The organism is Cysteiniphilum sp., assembly GCF_057495195.1.
The window spans coordinates 1-18,475 of the sequence record NZ_JBXTEF010000016.1 but is presented as its reverse complement, the minus strand read 5'-3'; the positions used below and the strand labels follow the sequence as shown (position 1 = coordinate 18,475).

Below are 18,475 nucleotides of genomic sequence, written 5' to 3'. Positions count from 1 at the left end.
CCCCCACGACTGATTATTTAGCGTCGATCAATTGCGTATAATTACGTCTATTTTAGTGATATATATACCGTATAATTACCGATAATTCATATGATCAAAGCGTTTGCTACCAATGGGCTACTACCCATGTACTACTCATTGGGTAAATATTTCAAGTATCAATTGAATATTTTAACGTTAAGCTATTTCGCAGGAAAATAAATGCACAAATTAGAATATATATTACAACAAAAGGACACGCCCTTTTTACATGAAGTCAATAACAGCTTACAAACACTAGACGTACTTCCTAAATCAAGTGGGGATGGTGTTTTTGTCTATACACCCAACGGTAGGGTTCTATGTGCCTTAACAGGTAATGGTGACAATATGGAAGCTTGGGTACATGCAAGTACAACTCAACATGCACCTATATTTAGCCACAAAGCCATTCTGAGACTCCCGCAAATTGGTTTTCATCTTGATGTATGGCCATACTTAGCCAATATAACCAAACCCGAGCAACTGAGTCTAAATAATTACGCAAAACATATCTCAGCAGAGGAGCGATTAAAGAATATTCCTTTTTTCTACAATAGATATCAACTTGACGGCGGTGTGGTTAGTTTATATATGGGAATTAAAAGTAGACTGCTTACGGAACATATCAATACGTATAGGCGACTAATTGATCATGTGCTTGATTATTTATATATCACCTCGACAAAAAACAGCTACTTATTTTATGAAAACGATGTCTCTTTTGACCTTAATTTTCAAGACATTATCAACAATAAACAATACCAACTAGATCTTGAAATAACAAAACAATGCATGCTCAATAAGACTGAATTAAAAATATTTAAACTCATTTATGCAGGGGTTTATAAAAATAAAGAGATTGCCTATAGGCTTAACTTATCAACACGCACTATTGAAGGCTTAGTTATCAGCATAAAGCAAAAACTTAGTTGTCAACATAGGGAAGAGCTCGTTGAAAAAATTAGATTATTACATGCGGTAATTAGATCTAGCATTCTAGAGTAGATTCCATCGCAACTTTTTTGGTCTATAATACACTCAACAATGTGTAGTCGACACAGCTAAGTAAAAAATACAAGCTGTCGACATAAGATCAGGAAAAGGGCTAAAACAATGCATAAACTAGAGCAGATTCATGCAGCAACTAATAATGGCATGCTTAAGAACCTAAGTACATTTCTGCACAAGCCCTTGTCTTCAATAGCATATACTGGCTCCACGGGACTTCTGGTGTATATGCCAAATGGATCCGTATTACACGTTATACTACAAAGAGGTATAGGTTGTGAGCTATGGGTGCAATCAGTTGTTGATACTGACCTACCTTGCTTCAGTCATAAATCGATGTTCCAACTCCCTCAAAATGCCTTTGATATAGACACGTATCGTTATCTAATGAAAACATCATCAGCTCAAGATAACACTTATATAGAGTATATTTCTAACAAGGCACATATTAACTTAATACCATGGGCATATCAGAGATATCAGCTTAATGGTGGCATTATTTCTTTATGGCTAGAGTTAACTCACAACAGCATAGCAGAACATCTTTTAACACAAAAACATGATCTAGATCATGGGCTTGATGCTTTATATAAGCTACTGTCAACCTCTCCTCAATATATAGAAATGTTTGACGTGACAAATGATGTTAATTTTTGTGACATAAACCATAATATGCAATACCAACTTGACCTTGCAATGACTAAACAATTCAACCTTAGTAATGCTGAGCTTAAAATTTTTAAGCTCATCTATTCCGGGCTATATAAAAATAAAGAAGTAGCCTACTATGCCCATCTATCAACACGTACTGTAGAGGGCTTGATAATCAAGTTAAAAGATAAATTAGACTGTATACATAGAGAACAACTGTTTGAGAAAATCAAACAACTGCATCCTATTATCAGAATGAGCGCACAATTCCCTCATAAAAACAATCACTAAGGCTATTCAGGTTCGACTACTTTTACAGGTACGTCACTATCTGTAGTTGTGTCATTGCCTAACTGTCCAGATTGATTATTCCCCCAACAATAAAGCCCTCCTTCTAGGTTTAAAGCACACGTACTTGAAGTGCTCGCTTTTATCAAAAATGGCTCAAGCGCTTCAGGATTAAAGCCTTCATTTCCAGCCAGTACTGCAGTTGGTAGGCTATGGTTATTTTGATTGCTACCAACACCTAGTTGACCATGGTAGTTGCTTCCCCAACAGTAAAGCTTATTTGCCCCTGTGATTGCACAAATTGAGTAATCGCCGCCAGTTACATCTAATACATCATCAGGTGTAAACCCTTCATCTCCAGTACTTACTGGGTAAGGAGTGGTTGGATAAAAGCCAAGCACCCCAACTCCAAGCTCTCCATCCCCATTAGCTCCCCAACAATAAAGCTTGCCTGCTTTGGTGATAGCACAAGTGGCGCCAGAATAAATAGTGGTAACATCTGCAACCTGATCAGGTGTGAAATTATAATCGCCTACTTTTACTGCGACAGGAACATCTCGATTGTTTTTGGTACCATCCCCTAGTTGACCGAACCAATTGAACCCCCAACAATATAGCTTATCACCCATGGTAATTGCACATGTTGAGTTTTGCCCTGCATTAACAAATGACACGCTATCAGGTGTGAAGCCTTCATTGCCAGCTTGAACTGCCACGGGAAGACTCTGATCAGTTGTTGCCCCATCCCCTAGCTGCCCATATGAGTTTCTACCCCAGCAATACAGTTTATCACTCATTGTAATAGCGCATGTTGCTCCGTGTATACTGGTATTAACATACTTCACCTGATCAGGTGTGAAGCCTTCATTGCCCGCCTTTACTTTGACCGGGGTATTACTGCTAGTGTTCGTGCCATCTCCTAATTGACCCAATACATTATTGCCCCAACAATACAGTTCATGATTTAAAGTGATCGCACAGACTGTGTGCTGATTACTGTCAACAAACCTAACCTCGTTAGGTGTAAAGCCCTCAGAACCAGCAATAACCGCTGTAGGTACAGCCCTATCCACATTAGTACCATCTCCAACACTGCCAGTATAATTCCACCCCCAACAATACAGTTTATCTGTGTTGGAAATTCCGCAGAATGATGAGAAGCTCTTCCAAGCGAAAGGTTGCAAGAAATTCACACTAAGCTGCTGGTGTACGGGCTCTCCATCAACACTACTAATCGATAGTAAACCGCTATCATTAGGTTGGATCGTACTGGGCATAATGGTCACAGTACAGAACTCCCCACTTGAAAGTGTTTGATCAGCACACGTACTACTAATCTCTGGCGAATCAACCGTTGTGCTGTCAGTCCACACAAAAGTAACTGGATTTTGTGACATAGTTAAGTCTTGATTACCATAATTATAGATTCGCAATGTTTTGTCTGAAGTGCCTACATAGACCGTATTTTCTATATTGTCCCAGCTTGCACCATTGTTATTACTCGCTTTGACTTGAATATGTCCCTGCGAGCCAATCAAAGTAATTGGAAAAACATAATCCTGATCAAGGTTTAAGAACCTATTTTTAGCAAGCTTAATCCCAAAATTTTCAATAGATTTTGCAGAATCCTGAACGGAAAGTATCATTGTACAGCTTTGACCAGCGGCTAGAGTACTGACTGTACAAGTGCCTGATGAGATATAGGTTCCAGGAAGATAATGAGTAAATGCATTTCCCCAAGTAGTACCACTTGATAAATGCAAGTCAAAATCACTTGTGTTCGCCACGGTAACCACATAGTGATTATCCGCTTGCCCTAGATCTGGAATATGCAGGTTATCACTGGCTAAACTGACACTCGCACTTGCAGGTGATATTGAGACATCGATATTTTGACTGTAAAACCGACCATGAATGGTGTAGTTTATTGTATAAATTCCACTGCCGTGCGCGCTAGTACTTAGTTGATAAGGAATTTCTATATTGCCTGGGTTGTACACTGCTAATGTATCAGGCATCCAAGTAAGGCCGTCAATTGCTTGTACTGCAGTGATAGATACATTAGTAATGGCATATACCGAGCGATTATTGATGGAGATAAACTTCTCACCTGCTGAAACTTCACTTAATTCTATAGAAGGGTCAACTGCCAAAATTTTTGATGAGACCAAGTTAGGTGTAGGTACTTGTGCCTCCATGTTTGCGGCATAAACTTCAATAAAATGTGTTGTTTGATTATTTTGCAAATCACTAATATATTGAGCGATAGCGCTTTCGGCATAAGGATTAAAATAAAGAGCGATGCTTTTTGTCTGTCCAGACAACATGTCTGGCAATTTGAAAATTTGGTTTGTTGATGTGATGGGGATACCATTGCCACCAAAATAAACACCACCACTAATTTGATTAAATAAGGCAGCTGGCATATTACTAAGATCAAGTACAATGCCATTTAACGCCTCATCTTGGCTTGTGTTAGTGAGCATTAAAGTGACCATGCCACCTGGATGTATATTAAAGTCTTGTGCTGATAATTCACCGACTGGATTACTTAAGGCATCGACCACTTGCGTATCAAATGCATTAACATAGGTTTCATTAACAATGTGCTGATGAGCAACATCCTTTAATTGAACACTCAAATCACCTTGCAAGTGATCACCGATTTCACCAACATAATCAAAATCTAACAGACAACTTTGACCAGGCGATAATTGCGCACCCTCAGCACCGTTCCAACATAAAGCACCCACGCCAACAGCACCATGATAACTAATATTACCTCCATGGTTAGGGAAACCAATATTCATCACTTGATAAGTTGTTGTTGAGTTTTGAGGATTCGTTAGTACTGCATGGTGGTTTGCTGATCTTTGTGGCAGCATTTGAGGCGGTAGTGATAACGTTGTATTTTTATTTAAGCTATTGCTTGTCGCATTTAGATGAATATCTGCTACTTTAAGCGCTGCTAGCGCGCCTTTACTGTAAAGCGCATATTGCCCTAATTCAAGGTTTGCACCCTTAGAGGTAATATCAACGGCACAACTTAGTCCTGGTAATAATCCATAAATACACGACGCGCCAGCGACTTCTTTGATCTCCATATCACTGCTAGAAACCGCATGCCCTGCTTGATCTTTTAGCTCAAATATATCATTGATTGAGCTTACTGCAGGAATACTAAAATTATGATTATTGAGTAAGTTAACCCTCACACTACTGTCGAAGATGCCATTTGTTCTTTCTAATTGATAACTATTTTACACTGACTGTATTGTTGGGTGCTCCACTGCAATATTGATATTTTGAGACCACTCTCCATGATTAATGGCCAGTGTGTAATGTCCTCCATAGGCATTTTGCAATGCTGATACTGCCAGAGTACATTGCTGATTGTAAGCTAATTCCACACCATCACAGCCTTCAACATTAACATTGGCTTGCGTTAATGGCACCTTCTCATAATGGATCATTTGTGTTATTGGTGAGAGGTTGGTTATCATCACGTTATGCACACTAGTGTCATTAAGCGATAGTAAATGATTGTCTATCAACAAAGGCGAAGATGCATTGACTTTTAACACTGGGGCTTGCGCCTTAATCGATGGCGAATGAAACACAAAAACATTTGAATGACCATTATTGCTGAGTTCATTCAAGTATTGTGAAAGCACTGCTTGAGCCGTTGATTTAACTGGAATGGTTATTTCATGCTGTGTCCCTTTGAGTAAGTCATAGTTTATATTAATCTCATTATTAGTGGCGTTATAAACACCTCCATTAATATGTTCCAAATCTAATATATCCCTTAAATCTTGTGCTTCAGGTAGCTTAAGCGCCAATTGGTTGATTTTGCTATTTGTTTCAAAAGAAAAAACCAAATTACTCTGTGGTGAAATAATTGCTTCATTTAAAAATGTGAGTGCATTACTAGGTAAATTGCTTTGGTCGGTGAAATCAAAGGATAGATGCTTACTATAGGTCACATCATCAAACTGAGCCTCAAAGACACCGTCAAAATGCTTGTTTTGAGTGTGATCAATAGGTGCTATGCGATACGACATTAAACATGATGCACGCAGAGCTAATGGTATATTATTAACACATGTATTATCAGCGGTCGGTGTTATTTCAAATTGGTCAGCACCTTGAGGAATAGTGACATTGAGCAATGTATGTTCTTGTGAATCAGTATTGGTCAATTCAATCGTAAATAGTACATCAGTTGCTCCTTTATCAACACTCCCTGATGGAATGTTATTTTCTTGAATAGATAGCCATTTATAAGATTCCGCTAATAGGAATTCTGTTAGCTTATTCTCTTTCAATGAATTAGTGGATATTGTCGATAATGCGTACTGCCCCAATGAAGTTGTAGCATCATCTGAAACAAGCGATAAATGACACGAATCAAATGGTGCAAGAGCACCTATACACGTATTTGAACTAACCTTAATACCTTGTGTAGCATTGCCATTAGCGTCCACAATCTTTAAGGCTTGGTTTATATCTTGTGGCATGTGAATATCAAAATCACCTTTGTTAATCAACTCAATATCCACTTGGCGTGATTTATCTTGATCACCACGATTAAGTGTAATCACACCATGTTGGTCTTTGTTTTTTAACGCCAGTTGACCTTTTGCTTTAGTATTAAGCATTAGTATTTTGCTAAATTGATCACCTGCCTGATTGACAAAGTGAATGGCAACTTCCTTCTGAGACATGGTACCCAATGAAGCATGAGCACTAAAGGTAATTTGCTGATGTTGCCCTTTTTTTAATGACTGACCCAAATCATCTTTATTATATGTCACCATCTCAGGTAAGCCCGTAATGTCAACGACTTTAATATTTTCTCCTTTTGACATAAAATTCATGGCAGAAAATGGCTTATCGATCATCATGTCATGCGTGCTTAAGCCAAGTGGTGCATCAAAGCTTGTAACGATCATTGGGGTACTCGCACAATTGGCAGAGCGATAACCCATAAGCGCCACATTATCTAGATCACGGTTATCGAGTATGCGTGCCGCAACCTCAGGATGTTTTTTAATATAATCATATGCCTTTGCCATTAATTTCAGTGTGATTGTATGACTTTGACCTACGGCAATCTTTTTATAAAAAATACTATGTTGTTGTGGGTTATATATGCCTCCTTGTAATTGTGAAAAGTCGATCAATTGATAAAGCTCAGGATAGCGCTCATATAATCGACTAAAGTCAATAACAAGATAGATTGATGGCAAAATATCTGATTGATTTGATAACTGCAATGTTAAGGTTTCACCCGCAATAAGCTCAACAGGATCTAACTTAAGCTGATCCTGTTGATGTGGCATCAGTGTTTTCTTAAATTGCATACTAATAGGCACTGGTAATATTTTAGTGGCACCTTGTGATTTTGTGATCACTTCGATATTACCAGTGACCCCTGCCCCATCATCACCGGATACAGAAATAACGCCTTGGCATGAACTTCCTGGTTGCAAGATAGCACCATGCTCAGCATCTGTTAGGCAAGGGTTGACGATTCCAAGATCTTGGTAATCACTGTGGGAAATGGTAATTTCACCTTCTTTCTTTGTTAAATCATTAGCTCCTACAATCTCGATTATTTGTGCGTTGTTATTGGATTTTAATGTTATGTTTTGTTGTATTGCGCTATTTGTTATCGTGTAAATCATTAGGTTTTTATTATCTGCATAAGCAACTTGACTGCCAATTAAATCAAGTGATAGCGAGGCGTTATTTTTGGGGATACTACCTCCACTATCTCGACCACCAGAGCCTCCACCACAAGCGGAGAGCATTACCGATAGCGCCGCAAGGCTTAAGGCGCCTGTTTTTCTATATCCCATATTCATATCTATTTCTCCTTCATATGCTTTGCGAACTTTTTAACCATAATCGACCATAAAAGTCATCACATATATTTTGGAGTCTTAAAAATCACATGGATATACGATTTTATACTGATTAACATTCAAAAATACGTAGTTATACCTATTCGACATCAAAGACTATTCTATTGTCTTTTGTTTTGGGTTCATGTTATTTGCTTGGAAGCTTGCTTAATGGTATTTGCTAAAAAGAAATTGATCCTAAGCGGTTTTATCACAACTAAGCATGGGAATAAAGACGTCATTAGTGGAAAAAGAACATGCTAACTAAAGTTAGGCAGCAGTAATTTTATATTCCCCTCTTTACAAGAGGAGCGCCGAGCTTGCGAGGTAGAATGTTGAAATAGATAAAGTTCGTAACTTCAGTTAAAAATGAAACATGTTGGTATAGTTACGCCTTATAGCGCTCGATACTTGCTTGAATATCTGCTTTAGCTGCTTCAGCCCCAGCAAAGCCATCGACTTTAACCCATTTGTTTGGCTCAAGATCTTTATAGTGCTCAAAGAAGTGCTTGATTTGATCTAACAATAACTTTGGTAAATCATCAATTTCTTTTACATCATCATAAATCTTGGTGAGTTTGCTTGTAGGTACTGCAATGATCTTAGCATCAATGCCTGATTCATCTGTCATCTTAAGCACACCGACTGGACGACAATTGATAATAACACCTGGGCGCAATGCCACAGGTGCCACAACCAATACATCAACTGGATCGCCATCTTCTGATAACGTGTTTGGCACAAAACCATAGTTACATGGATACTGCATTGTTGTTGACATAAAGCGATCAACAGTCAGCATATTGGCATCTTTATCAAACTCATATTTGACAGGCTCATTGTGCGCTGGAATTTCGATCACGACATTGACATCATTTGGCTCATCTTTGCCGACTTTAATATTAGAAAGCATATTTACCCTTAATCATTTGTTTTTCTGGTTAAATGAACTGGGTTATTCTCTTTCATTTGTTATAATTATTCAACCCATTTAATCGACAAATCAAAGCAAATCGAATATGACATATCTTATCTTATTATTGATATTTTCCGGCTGTTTAACAGGTATTCTTGCAGGTCTTTTAGGTATTGGCGGTGGGCTTATTATCGTTCCTGTGCTTGCCTTTGTATTCCATCAACTGCCTGAAACCACAAACTGCTATATGCAGTTTGCTGCTGGCACCTCACTCGGGATTATGATTTTTACCGCGCTTTCATCAGTACCGCACAAACTGCGTGCACGTGAGGTCAGCTTTGATATTGCCATCAAAATGTTACCATGGATTATTAGCATGAATATTGTTGGCGCGATTATTGCCCACTTTCTTAGTTCACGACTTTTGGGACTGTTATTTGCCTTATTAATGCTTTCTATGTTTCTACGCATGTTATTTCAACCTAGCCATGCGATTGATAAGCCAAAACACAGTGGTAAACGAAAAAGTGCCTTTTGGGGTAGTATTGTTGGTATTAAATCAGGTTTTTTTGGTATTGGTGGAGGCATTATCACCATCCCCTATATCAATTCATTAGGTTACTCGATTCGTATTGCTATTGGCACATCAAGTCTTTTTACGCTCATCATTGCAATAACAGGTAGCATTACCTTTATCGTAACGGGTTTAATGGATCATATTGAACTTAGTTGGAGTCTAGGTTATTTATATCTACCTGCGATTCTTTGTGTTGTACCTAGTAGTATGCTTTTCTCAAAAATAGGCGCCAAACTCTCAAGTAAAACGCCACCTAAAGTGCTTAAAGTAATTTTCCTTTTTCTACTTTTGATTGTTTCAATTAAGATGTTGTTTTTGGCGATTTAGCGCTGAAATTTAATAAGATTTTTTACTCATGCTTACAATAGCCGATTGAACCTTCTAAACATCTTTTACCATTTGTCCATGTAACTCCTGTTAAATCAGTTCCAGACCAATCTACACCTTCAATATCCGCATTTTCAAATGATGCTAATATCTGACCAAACATATTTGTGTTCTCTTTGAAATTTACATTTTTAAAAGATGCATTTCTAAAAGAGGCACCATTGAAAGCATTTGCGTCACGTGGTCTCAGTGTAGAATTATCAAATATTGCGTTATCAAAATTAGCATTATGAAATACTCCTCGCACTACAGCCTTGCTTAAATCTGCATGATCAAATTTTGCATCTTTCGCATAATAATAAATATCAGAATTAGACAAATTTGCACTGTGAAAGATAGCATTTTCAAGATAGACTGTTTGTCCACTGTAAGCTTCTGATAAATTGGCTTGTGTAAAATCAGCGTTATTAAACTCAGCCCCCCCATTTGCACCGCTGGAAAAAAAAGCTTTCGATAAATTAGCATGTCGAAATGACGCTTTATTTCCATAGGAATTTAAATATGCACCTTGCATTTGCGCATTGTCAAATAGCGCTTCTTCAATATGAGCATTATGTAGATTTACTCCTCTTAGAATAGCATCTGTGAAATTAGCATTTTTAAATTCTCCAGCAGCCATATAAGCATCCTCTAAAAATGTATGTATAAAAACTGCGTCATTACCATAAACACTAAAATTAGATACTCCATCTAGATTAGCATTGCTAAAATTTGCATGTTGTACATTTGCATTTTTAAAGTCTGTTTTGATAAGTGTAGCCCCACTAAAATTGGCATATTCAAAAACTCCATGCGCTAGATATGCTCCTCCTAAATGTGCTTTAGTAAAAGTTGTATGCTCTGCATATGCGTTTAAATTTGCTTCAGCTAAATTTGCGCCAGAAAAATCGACCCCACGTATAGACTCATTATGTAAATTAACGCCAATCAAATCTTCATTAACGCATGATTGGCTATTTTTCCAGCAATCAGAGCCCCCATAGGCTAGAGTGATCGCGAAATTAATTACAATACCCGAGATCAGAATTATTTTTTTCATAGTGTTTCCTCTTATGATTTAGCTTTAGATAATTTTTCAAACGATAAGTTAAACATTACTTGCACCAAGGCAAGAATGACCAAGTTGATGCGCTATAGTGGACAATAACTTTTATATCATAGCTTCCTAGAATGCTTTTTTTAGTCTTGTGATGAGAACCTTCGATCAAATCATGAAACTGCTCAGGGGAAACAATCATATATCTCTCATGATCCTTATAGCTAAGGGTTAAACGTTTCGTTTCCCACTTGCTGAAATCCTCTGTTCCATGTGTTAATGTGTAGATGATTTCATAACTATAGTTACCGCATCTGCTGTATCGGCTTTGAGATTCAAATACCAGTGAGTCATTTGCTGTTTTTAAAATAGAAAGCCCAAGCTCTTTACCATTATTTAGTGTTATGCCCATGTGATTTTCTATTTCTTTTGATACATTGAAGTCAAATATCTTATAGCCTTTTTCACGAGAAACAATACCATACCCATCAGACCAATCAACACGTATATCTTGAGGCGCTGTTTCGGTCGCAACATCTATTTTAAGTGTGGTAGCAAATATACTATTTGCCAATGCTAATGAGGTTAAAAGAAATATTCATTTTTTCATGCTGTCATCTTAAATTGTTAGTTAACACAGGTGGGCATTATAGTTAAAAGTCAAAGAAAAAATAGCGTAAAACTACGCGATATTGACTTTTTATCGCCACGCATTTGATTAAAATAAACACTAACCGTAGCTAGCGCCACGTATCAATTTTGTTACACAGCGTTACCCTGCTGAAACTGTCTATTTATAGATCTTTGTCTATACTGCATTTGTCCCCACGATAAACTCTCAACAAGGAGAACACTATGCAAAATTTAGATAACAACACTAGAAAAGCAAAGACCCCAGCTTGGAAAAGAGCATTAACAGCTTATGTTTCATTCTGTGATTTACAAGCACGTGTGCGTGATCAGTACTAATTAATTACGAACAAAAAGTACGCTATTTTTACCTCGCCCCTTATGGGGCTGCTTATGCAGCTTGTGCTGCGCGAGTAAGAGGTAATTGAACATATTCTTCGTTTACTTCTCAATCAAGAGCATTGAAGCTTAAGACATCTTGCCACTGGTGCAAAACTCTTGCGATACATATCCAGCACCCCATACTTTTCTAGTAATTCCAAATGCAATTTGGTTGGATAGCCTTTATGTTTAGCAAATTGATAGGCTGGATACTTATGATCTAATTCGATCATTTGACGGTCTCGATAGACTTTAGCGAGAATCGATGCTGCACTTATCTCTTGTACTTTACTATCGCCTTTGATAATTGCCTCTGCCTCAAAATCCCACAATGGCAGGCGATTACCATCAACAAGCACTTTATCAAAGGCAATCTCAATCTTAGCCACCGCGCGATGCATCGCCAGTAAACTTGCTTGTAAAATATTATACTGATCAATCTCTTTGGCACTACACTCAGCAATTGCATAAGCCTTTGCTTTATCGGTGATCTCAGTGAAAAGTGCTTCACGCTTTTTCTCGGTTAATTTTTTTGAATCCATCAATCCCGCAATTGGTTTATCTGGCTCTAAAATCACAGCCGCAGCAACAACTGAACCAATCAATGGTCCACGCCCTGCTTCATCGACACCTACGATTATCATTTAACTATCCTTTGTCTCATTGCTACTTTGATTCTTTTGATTCTTTTGATTCTTTTGATTCTTTTGATCTATTTGCCCCAAAAACCCTCGCAAAATATTAATCTCTTGTGACTCAAGTTGTGCACGTTGAAATAGTCGCTTTAATTTATCAACAACATGCCCTGGCTTTTCAGGATTTAAAAAACCAACAACTTGCATTTTGTGTGCCAACTCATCATAAAAACTTTCGACTTCTTTGGCAGAGGCTTTTTCACGAACATGGTTTTGTGTTGGCAAGGCTTTAACATCATTATATGACAAATATTGTTTAAAGACTTCATAAGCAACAATTTGCACAGCTTGCGCCAAGTTTAATGAGGTGTACCCTTCATTGCTTGGAATAAATGCATGATAATGACACATCAGAAGCTCTTCATTAAAAAGTCCCGTGCGCTCACGCCCAAAAATAATCGCCACATTAAGATCTTTGCTCACATGTGCCATTGCCTGCTCTGCTGCATCTTCAACGCTCAACATTGGTAAATCCATGCGTCGTGTTCTGGCACTGGTACCAATCACTAGATCCACTCCTTCAAGCGCTTCCATCAATGTTGGTACAATCTTAGCATTGTTAACAACATCAGTGGCATGCGCTGCTGTTGCCATGGTATGGTCATCTGGCAACTGTTTGGGATTTACCAAATAAAGCTCTGTCAGCTGCATATTAAGCATCGCACGTGCGCTTGAGCCAATATTACCAGGATGCGAGGTTTCAACGAGAATAATCCGAATTTTATTTAACATCTTTGAAATAGAAACTATCACCTTAATACTAAATCAGGTATTATACACAACTAATTTTTTATTCGGGTAAAAGCTAAAGGTATTTTCATGCATCCAATGATGAATGTTGCAGTTAAAGCTGCACGTAAAGCAGGTCGTATGATCTTAAATGCAAGTGAAAACATGCAAAACGTTAAGGTTGAAACAAAAGCACCTAATAATTATGTTACGAATGTCGATATTGACGTTGAAAAGACAATTATTGATATTTTGCAACGTGCGTTTCCAGATCAATATTACATTACTGAAGAATCAGGCGAGTTTGGCAATGAAGATAGTGACCATACATGGATTATTGATCCGATTGATGGCACGAACAACTTTATTCATGGCATTCCACATCATTGTGTCTCAATTGCAATGCAATTTCGCGGCAAAACAGAGCTTGCAGTGATTTATAATCCTTACTTAGACCAATTATTTACGGCAACCAAAGGCTCAGGTGCGCAGCTTAATGGTCAGCGCATCCGTGTTGCTAATCGTAAAGACTTCTCAGGTTGCTTATTTTCAGGCGCATTGAAATTTAGCAAAAAAGTTTTTGCACATACTTATCCTGAAGCCGTACTTGATCTACATAAAGAAATCTCAGGTCTTCGCTATTCTGGCTCATTAGCACTTGATATGTGTTATGTTGCTGCCGGCTACTTAGATGCTGTTTGGACATCAAGAGATGCCAAAATATGGGATACTGCAGGAGCTGCCCTTATGATTAAAGAAGCCGGAGGTATGCTTTGTGGCTTAGATGGTGGTGTTAGCTATTTAGATGATGGACGCCTCATTGGTGGCAATCCGCGCATCGTAGCTAAACTAACCAAATTTTTAACCCCCCATTTGGTACCTGCTGAAAAAGCCTAATCAATCCAAGCAATGAAAACATTAACCAATCCACGCGCTATTGCGTGCTCTATTATTCATCAAATCACTCAATATAAAGACAGCTTAGCATCTTTAGATACCACACTTCAACATTACCCACTGACGGAGCAAAATCGCCGTTTAGTCTATCTGTTATGTTATGGCGTGTTTCGCCATTTTTTTTACCTTGAGCATATTTTTAATCTACAGGCCGAAGGCAAAACCAAACCAAAAATGCGACGATTGGCAATGATTGGTTTATACCAGATTATCTTTATGCATAAACCAGTGCATGCCTGTATTAATGAAACCGTCAATGCCTGTGATGAATTAAATATTAATCATTCCAAGTCATTTATTAATGCCTTATTACGTCAAATTGATAGAGCAACACTGCCAAGTTGTCATCACTTCAAAGAGCTGCCTGATTGGTTATATGGCAAGCTTAAGAAACATTACCCTCATGCGTTGGAGAGCATTGTCACCAATAGCAATATCCAGCCGCCTGTTTTTCTGCGTCTTAATCAACAGCAAAATCCTGAACAATTTCTAAAGGCACTTAAAGGTAATGATATTGGTTATAACACAACAACCATTGATAACTGTATTCAACTAAATGAAGCACAAAACATTCATGAACTACCTTTGTTTTCTCAAGGTTTTTTCAGCGTTCAGGATCAATCAGCTCAATTAGCCGCACGTATCCTAGCACCACAAACACAAGAGAAAATTCTTGATGCATGTGCTGCACCTGGTGGTAAAAGTGCGCATCTGTTAGAGCTCTGTCCTGACATTGAGTTAACTATTATGGATAATAATGCTAAACGCTTTGAACGTATTAAAGAGAATCTTGCGCGTTTACAGTTAAATGAGCTTAATATTCACCTTGCAATTCATGACGCCACAGCACCACTTAAAGAGAAGATTTTATTTGATAAGATATTAATTGATGCACCGTGCAGTGCTGCCGGTGTCATTCGGCGTAATCCAGATATCAAAGTGTTGCGCACGCCTGAGGAAATCAAAGAGATTGTCCAAATACAACAGCGTATATTACATAATCTTGCGGCATATCTGAAATCTAATGGTTTACTTCTCTATGCTACCTGCTCTATTTTACCTGAAGAAAATGACAAACAAATGGCAAACTTCCTGCAAACACATTCTGAGTTTACTGTTATTGATATTCCAATGATGGATAATAAACTCAAACAAGTCCATGGTTACCAGATTTTGCCTACTGAAAATGGAGGCGATGGGTTTTACTATTGTCTATTACAAAAAATGAGGGATACATGATGACAACAGCAACAAAACAACATTTCTTACAAGATGATAAGCGCGTTAATAAACATGTTATTATTTTGTTAATCCTATCAATGATCGTTATTTGCGCGATGACTTCTTCAGCAATCACTGCCACAAAACCTGTCCATTTAGGACTAAGCTTTCCTTTTTCAAATATTATTTTTGCTCTTTTCACTTTCCCTATCATTGATGCGGTTTGTGAACTATATGGTAAAAAGAAAGCCTATTTTGTCTCAATCCTTGGGGTGATCAGTCAAGTGATTTTCGTACTGATTATTGAGCTTTCGGTCATTATGCCACATACCACGGGTTGGCACGATCAAAGCGTTTACGCCCATGTCTTAGCCAAAAGCAACCTTGTGATTTTGGGTACAGTGATTGGTTTTGTTATTTCGCAGTTTCTTGATGTTTTTATCTTTCAGACAATTAAAGATCTATCTAAAGGACGTTTTTTATGGTTACGCTCGGGCTTTTCAAGTATTCTAGGTCAATTGATTGATTCCGTGATTTTCATCTCTATCGTCTTTTGGTCTTTCCCTAACAAAACCACATTAATTCTTGGCTCATTTGGCTCTAAAGCCATTTTCTGTATCCTTGCGATTCCTATTACTTACATCATTGTTTATGCAGCGAAATACTATATAAACTCAACTTACCACAATGAATCCATTAATTAAATTCACTGAGTTTTATATCTTCGATTGCCACTAAAGCTTTAGCAATACCGACTAATTTTTTATGCTCATAAATAGGCATATACATTGGTGCTACGACTTCCGAAGCACTATCATCGTATTCAATTTCACCATAATACACCTTACCTAAGCCATTGTGATAAGCCATTTGCCACCACTTTTCATCTGCTTGATAAAAATCAGTCGTCATATTGGTTTGGCAAACATTCATGCCCGATAAATCGGTAACAAAAATCTCAACAAAGGCAGGATGCTCTGCCTGAAACTGCTTTAATTTAACCGCACAAGAATTATACAGTAAAAGCTGAACATTATAGGTATCGCGCATTTTTTGCATACTCTGATCAATTGCTTGATAACGCGCTTCCGTTAATGGCGTTTCTTCAACCAGGCGTTTATTGGCATGTACAAGCATTTGGGTGATACGAATATTATCAAAAAGAGTATTCAATTGCGCTTGACGCACATCTAAATGTGATTTGAGCTCATCCGCATACTCACCTGTCTCAAGATCAGCTTTGCTTAATGTGTCTTTACCTTGGTTACCACAAGCAGTCAGTGTCACTAACACTCCACTTAGGATTAATGCCTTTAGTTGCTTCACACTGCACCGATTAATTATAAATCTTCATGCTCAACGGTATTGCTTTTCTTTGAAGAGAACAAAGATACAATAAATTTAATCACGCGATAAACAATCGCCACACCAATCGCCACTAATAAGATCCAAAATAAAAAGATAAAAACATGATAAAGTACGACCAATGCGGTTAATATCACAAAAATAACTAATACTTCCTGAATAAATTTTTCCATTTTATTTCCTTTTGTTTTTTTATTGCGTTTTAATTATCCCCTCACCCGTGCAGCATAAGCTGCATGAGCGATCCCACAAGAGGAGAGGTGATGGCTGATACAACTTGTTTTCATCATTACTATACCAATGTGATCTTGGCAAACTTTCTTTTTCCTACTTGATAAACGTCTGAGGTTTTTTGCTTTAATGCAAGCTGGGTATCCTCAACCTTATCACCATTAATTTTAACCGCACCTTGCTTAATCATACGGATCGCTTCAGAGGTGCTTGAGACCAAACCTGCTAACTTTAAAACATTCGCAATCGGCATATTATCTTCTGCTAATGTAATCGTCTCTTCAGGCATATCCTCAGGCATCTGATTCTTTTGGAAGCGATCAATAAAGTTTTGATGTGCTTTTTGTGCTGCCGCCTCATCATGAAAGCGCGCAATAATCTCTTTAGCTAAATCAATCTTAACATCACGTGGGTTTTGACCATTGTTAACCGCTTCTTTTAAGCTTTCGATTTCAGTCATTGGTTTAAAGCTTAGTAATTCATAATAACGCCACATCAACTCATCCGAAATCGACATAATTTTACCAAACATCTCATCTGCAGGCTCTTCAATACCGATATAGTTATTGGCTGATTTAGACATTTTCTTGACACCATCTAACCCTTCTAATAACGGCATGGTGATAATCACTTGTGGCTCTTGCCCTGCTTGCTTTTGCAGCTCACGTCCCATCAATAAGTTAAACTTCTGATCCGTGCCACCTAACTCAATATCAGCAACCATCGCCACTGAGTCATAGCCTTGCACCAAAGGATATAAAAACTCATGAATAGCAATGCCTTGCCCAGACTTGTAGCGCTTAGAAAAATCATCACGCTCAAGCATTCTGGCAACAGTTTGCTTTGATGCAAGCTTAATCATGTCACTTGCGCTCATCTGATCAAACCAGTCACCATTGCGCTTAACGACCGTTTTTTCTTGATCTAAAATTTTGAAAATCTGCTTTTGATAGGTTTTAGCATTCTCTTCGACATCTGCCGCTGATAGCGGTGGACGCGTGGTATTTTTCCCCGTTGGATCACCAATCTGTGCGGTAAAGTTACCAATTAAAAAGTGGATTTCATGCCCTAAATCTTGCAGTTGACGCAATTTATTAATCACTACGGTGTGTCCTAAATGAATATCCGGTGCCGTTGGATCACAACCAAACTTAACAATAAGTGGCTTTTTCTTCTTTAACTTCGCAATCAAATCTTCTTCTAAAAGCACCTCTTCGGCGCCACGTCTAATCACACTTAATGTTTCTTCAATGCTATGCATAGCGATCTATTTACCTTCTTTTACCTTACTTTTACTTTTTTACTGAGGTTACGCACTTTTTCTACTTCAACACCCCGCCTCGCAAGCTTGGCACTCCTCTTGAAAAGAGGGGAATTAAAATCACCGTCGCCCAACTCCCCTCTTTTCAAGCATAGGTTTATAGGGATCTTTTCTATTCATTTAATTCTTCTCCTTGTAAAGTCTGAAAGCTC

The 18,475-nt window shown here is 38.0% G+C and carries 16 protein-coding genes; 6 read left to right on the top strand and 10 right to left on the bottom strand.

Annotation, left to right across the window (positions count from 1 at the left end; translation table 11 throughout):
* Positions 1–201: 201 nt before the first annotated feature.
* A complete protein-coding gene (locus ACY10D_RS01685; protein ID WP_486999078.1) occupies positions 202–1,026 on the top strand; it encodes a response regulator transcription factor in 825 nt (274 codons plus the stop codon).
* 108 nt (positions 1,027–1,134) lie between these two features.
* Positions 1,135–1,971, top strand: a complete 837-nt coding sequence (locus tag ACY10D_RS01680) for a LuxR C-terminal-related transcriptional regulator (protein ID WP_486999077.1) — start codon at positions 1,135–1,137, stop codon at positions 1,969–1,971.
* A gap of 2 nt (positions 1,972–1,973) precedes the next feature.
* Here the strand turns inward: ACY10D_RS01680 and ACY10D_RS01675 are convergent, their stop codons facing one another.
* The 3 genes from ACY10D_RS01675 to ppa form a co-directional block, all read right to left on the bottom strand.
* A complete protein-coding gene (locus ACY10D_RS01675; protein ID WP_486999076.1) occupies positions 1,974–5,183 on the bottom strand; it encodes an RCC1 domain-containing protein in 3,210 nt (1,069 codons plus the stop codon).
* Between the two features lie 45 nt (positions 5,184–5,228).
* Positions 5,229–7,838: a hypothetical protein gene (locus ACY10D_RS01670; protein WP_486999075.1), complete on the bottom strand. Its 2,610-nt coding sequence runs from the start codon at positions 7,836–7,838 to the stop codon at positions 5,229–5,231.
* 427 nt (positions 7,839–8,265) lie between these two features.
* Complete coding sequence (gene ppa, locus ACY10D_RS01665; RefSeq protein WP_486999074.1) at positions 8,266–8,790, bottom strand: inorganic diphosphatase; 525 nt, start codon at positions 8,788–8,790, stop codon at positions 8,266–8,268.
* A 106-nt stretch (positions 8,791–8,896) separates the two neighbouring features.
* Between ppa and ACY10D_RS01660 the strand changes: the two genes are divergently transcribed.
* Entirely contained in the window at positions 8,897–9,697 is an 801-nt protein-coding gene (locus tag ACY10D_RS01660) for a sulfite exporter TauE/SafE family protein (protein ID WP_486999073.1), read from the top strand.
* Between the two features lie 22 nt (positions 9,698–9,719).
* Here the strand turns inward: ACY10D_RS01660 and ACY10D_RS01655 are convergent, their stop codons facing one another.
* The 4 genes from ACY10D_RS01655 to ACY10D_RS01640 all read right to left on the bottom strand — a co-directional run bounded on the left by ACY10D_RS01655 (position 9,720) and on the right by ACY10D_RS01640 (position 13,240).
* On the bottom strand, positions 9,720–10,796 hold the full coding sequence (locus ACY10D_RS01655) for a pentapeptide repeat-containing protein (protein WP_486999072.1): 1,077 nt from the start codon (positions 10,794–10,796) through the stop codon (positions 9,720–9,722).
* Positions 10,797–10,851: 55 nt separating this feature from the next.
* On the bottom strand, positions 10,852–11,367 hold the full coding sequence (locus tag ACY10D_RS01650; protein WP_486999071.1) for a hypothetical protein: 516 nt from the start codon (positions 11,365–11,367) through the stop codon (positions 10,852–10,854).
* 508 nt (positions 11,368–11,875) lie between these two features.
* The gene (rnhB, locus tag ACY10D_RS01645) at positions 11,876–12,448 is read right to left on the bottom strand and encodes a ribonuclease HII (RefSeq protein WP_486999070.1); all 573 of its coding nucleotides are present in this window, start codon (positions 12,446–12,448) and stop codon (positions 11,876–11,878) included.
* Positions 12,449–13,240: an RNA methyltransferase gene (locus ACY10D_RS01640; RefSeq protein ID WP_486999088.1), complete on the bottom strand. Its 792-nt coding sequence runs from the start codon at positions 13,238–13,240 to the stop codon at positions 12,449–12,451.
* Between the two features lie 78 nt (positions 13,241–13,318).
* On the opposite strand from ACY10D_RS01640, the gene ACY10D_RS01635 reads away from it, so the two are divergent.
* The 3 genes from ACY10D_RS01635 to ACY10D_RS01625 are packed head-to-tail and all read left to right on the top strand — an operon-like array spanning position 13,319 to position 16,110.
* Positions 13,319–14,125 (top strand): inositol monophosphatase family protein, encoded by an 807-nt coding sequence (locus ACY10D_RS01635; protein WP_486999069.1) that lies wholly within the window; start codon positions 13,319–13,321, stop codon positions 14,123–14,125.
* A 12-nt stretch (positions 14,126–14,137) separates the two neighbouring features.
* Positions 14,138–15,424 (top strand): 16S rRNA (cytosine(967)-C(5))-methyltransferase RsmB, encoded by a 1,287-nt coding sequence (gene rsmB / locus ACY10D_RS01630; RefSeq protein ID WP_486999068.1) that lies wholly within the window; start codon positions 14,138–14,140, stop codon positions 15,422–15,424.
* The gene (locus ACY10D_RS01625; RefSeq protein ID WP_486999067.1) at positions 15,421–16,110 is read left to right on the top strand and encodes a queuosine precursor transporter; all 690 of its coding nucleotides are present in this window, start codon (positions 15,421–15,423) and stop codon (positions 16,108–16,110) included. Before rsmB ends, ACY10D_RS01625 begins: the two co-directional genes overlap by 4 nt.
* Here the strand turns inward: ACY10D_RS01625 and ACY10D_RS01620 are convergent.
* The 3 genes from ACY10D_RS01620 to tyrS all read right to left on the bottom strand — a co-directional run bounded on the left by ACY10D_RS01620 (position 16,103) and on the right by tyrS (position 18,263).
* Positions 16,103–16,732: a PDC sensor domain-containing protein gene (locus ACY10D_RS01620; RefSeq protein WP_486999066.1), complete on the bottom strand. Its 630-nt coding sequence runs from the start codon at positions 16,730–16,732 to the stop codon at positions 16,103–16,105. The genes ACY10D_RS01625 and ACY10D_RS01620 overlap by 8 nt on opposite strands.
* Before the next feature lie 14 nt (positions 16,733–16,746).
* A complete protein-coding gene (locus ACY10D_RS01615) occupies positions 16,747–16,944 on the bottom strand; it encodes a hypothetical protein (RefSeq protein ID WP_151192646.1) in 198 nt (65 codons plus the stop codon).
* Positions 16,945–17,063: 119 nt separating this feature from the next.
* Positions 17,064–18,263: a tyrosine--tRNA ligase gene (gene tyrS, locus ACY10D_RS01610; RefSeq protein ID WP_486999065.1), complete on the bottom strand. Its 1,200-nt coding sequence runs from the start codon at positions 18,261–18,263 to the stop codon at positions 17,064–17,066.
* Between the last annotated feature and the right edge of the window lie 212 nt (positions 18,264–18,475).

Excerpts from the sequence above, each read along its gene's own strand:
- ACY10D_RS01685 (WP_486999078.1), top strand. The coding sequence starts at position 202 with ATGCACAAATTAGAATATATATTACAACAAAAGGACACGCCCTTTTTA.
- ACY10D_RS01680 (WP_486999077.1), top strand. The coding sequence starts at position 1,135 with ATGCATAAACTAGAGCAGATTCATGCAGCAACTAATAATGGCATGCTT.
- ACY10D_RS01670 (WP_486999075.1), bottom strand. The coding sequence starts at position 7,838 with ATGAATATGGGATATAGAAAAACAGGCGCCTTAAGCCTTGCGGCGCTA.
- ppa (WP_486999074.1), bottom strand. The coding sequence starts at position 8,790 with ATGCTTTCTAATATTAAAGTCGGCAAAGATGAGCCAAATGATGTCAAT.
- ACY10D_RS01660 (WP_486999073.1), top strand. The coding sequence starts at position 8,897 with ATGACATATCTTATCTTATTATTGATATTTTCCGGCTGTTTAACAGGT.
- ACY10D_RS01655 (WP_486999072.1), bottom strand. The coding sequence starts at position 10,796 with ATGAAAAAAATAATTCTGATCTCGGGTATTGTAATTAATTTCGCGATC.
- rnhB (WP_486999070.1), bottom strand. The coding sequence starts at position 12,448 with ATGATAATCGTAGGTGTCGATGAAGCAGGGCGTGGACCATTGATTGGT.
- ACY10D_RS01635 (WP_486999069.1), top strand. The coding sequence starts at position 13,319 with ATGCATCCAATGATGAATGTTGCAGTTAAAGCTGCACGTAAAGCAGGT.
- rsmB (WP_486999068.1), top strand. The coding sequence starts at position 14,138 with ATGAAAACATTAACCAATCCACGCGCTATTGCGTGCTCTATTATTCAT.
- ACY10D_RS01625 (WP_486999067.1), top strand. The coding sequence starts at position 15,421 with ATGATGACAACAGCAACAAAACAACATTTCTTACAAGATGATAAGCGC.
- ACY10D_RS01615 (WP_151192646.1), bottom strand. The coding sequence starts at position 16,944 with ATGGAAAAATTTATTCAGGAAGTATTAGTTATTTTTGTGATATTAACC.
- tyrS (WP_486999065.1), bottom strand. The coding sequence starts at position 18,263 with ATGCATAGCATTGAAGAAACATTAAGTGTGATTAGACGTGGCGCCGAA.